Here is a 2,626-nt window from a genome sequence, read left to right as displayed (position 1 = left end):
GCCGCGGCCGGTGAGGCGACGGCAAGCGATCCCAAGACGGCCGCGAACGAGCAGAGGGCGATCAGAATTGGACGCTTCACCGGTCAGACTCTAGCCGGGTCAGCCGGCAGAAACAGACCGCCCCGCGCTGTGTAGGTCGGTGCACGCCTCGACCACCCGCTCGCTCATGGACGCCTCGGCCTTCTTCAGGTAGCTGCGCGGGTCGTAGACCTTCTTGTTGCCGACCTCACCGTCGATCTTGAGCACACCGTCGTAGTTGGCGAACATGTGTCCGGCCAGCGGGCGGGTGAACGCGTACTGGGTATCGGTGTCGACGTTCATCTTCACAACGCCGTAGCGCAGCGAATCCTCGATCTCGGACTTCAGCGAGCCCGACCCGCCGTGGAAGACGAAGTCGAAAGGCTTTGCGCCCTCGGGCAATCCGAGCTTGGACGCGGCGACCTTCTGCCCCTCGGCCAGAACTTCCGGGCGCAGTTTGACGTTGCCCGGCTTGTACACGCCGTGCACGTTGCCGAACGTCGCGGCCAGCAGATACTTGCCGTGCTCGCCTGCGCCGAGGGCCTCGATGGTCTTCTCGAAGTCCTCAGGGGTGGTGTAGAGCTTGTCGTTGATCTCGTGGGCAACGCCGTCTTCTTCGCCGCCGACCACGCCGATCTCGATCTCGAGGATGATCTTGGCGGCCGCGGCCTCCTTGAGAAGCTCGCGGGCGATCTCGAGGTTCTCGTCGAGCGGCACCGCCGAGCCGTCCCACATGTGCGACTGGAACAGCGGGTTGCGGCCCTCGGCGACGCGCTTCTGCGAGATGGCCAGCAGCGGTTTCACGTAGGTGTCCAGCTTGTCCTTCGGGCAGTGGTCGGTGTGCAACGCGACCGTGATCGGGTACCTGTCTGCGACGATGTGGGCGAACTCGGCCAGTGCGACGGCGCCGGTCACCATGTCCTTGATGCCGAGGCCGGAGGCGAACTCCGCCCCGCCGGTGGAGAACTGGATGATGCCGTCGCTGCCCGCATCGGCGAATCCCTTGATAGCGGCATTAACGGATTCCGAGCCCACGCAGTTGATGGCCGGGAACGCGAACGAGTGCTCCTTTGCCCGGCCCAGCATCTCGGCATAGACCTCGGGCGTTGCGATGGGCATGACGGTTCCTCTCGGCGAATGCAGATGTCTGCGCAGTATCTCAAGAACGAGGCGAGCTCACATTGTCAGGACCATCCGGTAGCGGGCACGGCCTTCACCCATCGCGGCGTATGCCTCGGCCGCCTCAGCCAGCGGTCGCTCCTCGATCCATGCACGCACACCCGACAGTACGGCGAAGTGCATCGTCTCCTCCACATCTCGCGCCGTGCCCGATGGATGCCCGGTCACCGTCCGGCCCGCAAGAATCAGATCAACCGGACTGATCGGCATCGGGTCGGCGGTCACCCCGACGACGACGAGTTCTCCCTCCGGGCCGAGGCCCCCGACCGTCCCACCGATCGCCGCGGAGTTCGCCGCCGTCGCGAGCACGACACTGGCGCCACCGAGGGACTGCAGAGCCCCGGCGACGTCCGTCGCCGTCGAGTCGATGTAGTGGTGGGCGCCGAGTTCGCGAGCGCTGGCCTCCTTGTCCGCACCGCGGGCGATCGCGACGGTCTCAAATCCCATCGCCCGCGCCCACTGGACACCGAGGTGTCCGAGCCCGCCGATGCCGAGCACGGCGACGAGATCCCCCGCGACGGCCTTGCTCTGACGCAGGCCGTTGAAGGTGGTGACCCCAGCACAGCCCATCGGAGCAGCTTCGGCGAACGACAATCCGTCGGGGATGCGGGCCAACGCGGTTATGGGCACGGTGATCGACTCTGCGTAGCCCCCGGGGTAAGCCAGGCTGGGCACTTGCCCGTTGTCGCATTGCATGAATTTGCCTTTGCGACAGGGGACGCACCTGTTGCAGTTGCCGCCGAACCAGCCGACCGCCACCCGGTCGCCGACGGCGAACCCTTCGACACCTTCGCCGAGTTCCGCGATCGTCCCCGCGACCTCATGTCCCGGAATCACCGGCCAGCTCATGTCTGGGAAGCCACCATGGACGATCCCCTGGTCGGTTCCACAAACGCCGCAGGCCGCGACGGCGATCCGGACGTGGTCACGCGGAGGCGAGGTGGTGTCGACATCGGTAAGGGTGAGCGGCGCTCCTGCCGCCGCAACTTGAACGGCTTTGTGCGTGGGCATGAGCCGACCATATCGCCGGCAGCGGCCGCGCACACCTGGTCAACGGGCCTCTGTACAGCTCGCCGGTATCTTGGTGTGCCATGACCACCACGGCCGTCTCTGCCGCCGCCAACCAGCTGGCGCTCATGCCGGATTTCCTGGACCCGATCAAGCTCATCGGCTACTTCGGGACGTGGGCCCTGGTGGGGCTGCTGGTCGTCATCTTCGTCGAGTCGGGGGTGCTGTTCCCGATCCTGCCCGGCGACACATTGCTTTTTGTGGCGGGCATGCTCGCCGCAGGTACCGCCGCTGCGGGCCAGGCCAACTTCCAGCTGTGGCAACTGCTGGTCTTCATCCCGATCGCCGCCGTCCTCGGTGGACAGGTCGGCTACTTCATCGGTCGCTACGTGGGCACCGCGATGTTCAAGCCCAATGCTCG

The 2,626-nt window shown here is 66.1% G+C and carries 2 protein-coding genes and 1 pseudogene; 1 reads left to right on the top strand and 2 read right to left on the bottom strand.

The genetic code is table 11. The features are described 5' to 3' along the window. Positions 1–99: 99 nt before the first annotated feature. Positions 100–1,137, bottom strand: a complete 1,038-nt coding sequence (gene fbaA, locus VFH65_RS11450) for a class II fructose-bisphosphate aldolase (protein WP_353321545.1) — start codon at positions 1,135–1,137, stop codon at positions 100–102. A 57-nt stretch (positions 1,138–1,194) separates the two neighbouring features. Then, positions 1,195–2,208, bottom strand: a complete 1,014-nt coding sequence (locus VFH65_RS11445) for an alcohol dehydrogenase catalytic domain-containing protein (protein ID WP_353321543.1) — start codon at positions 2,206–2,208, stop codon at positions 1,195–1,197. Between the two features lie 80 nt (positions 2,209–2,288). Between VFH65_RS11445 and VFH65_RS11440 the strand changes: the two are divergent. Beyond that, a pseudogene (locus VFH65_RS11440) lies at positions 2,289–2,626 on the top strand (DedA family protein); the annotation flags it as partial.

This window comes from Mycobacterium sp., from assembly GCF_035697385.1.
In the GTDB taxonomy this organism is placed as follows: domain Bacteria; phylum Actinomycetota; class Actinomycetes; order Mycobacteriales; family Mycobacteriaceae; genus Mycobacterium.
This window is presented reverse-complemented; position numbering and strand designations above follow the sequence as displayed.

Excerpts from the sequence above, each read along its gene's own strand:
- VFH65_RS11445 (WP_353321543.1), bottom strand. The coding sequence starts at position 2,208 with ATGCCCACGCACAAAGCCGTTCAAGTTGCGGCGGCAGGAGCGCCGCTC.
- fbaA (WP_353321545.1), bottom strand. The coding sequence starts at position 1,137 with ATGCCCATCGCAACGCCCGAGGTCTATGCCGAGATGCTGGGCCGGGCA.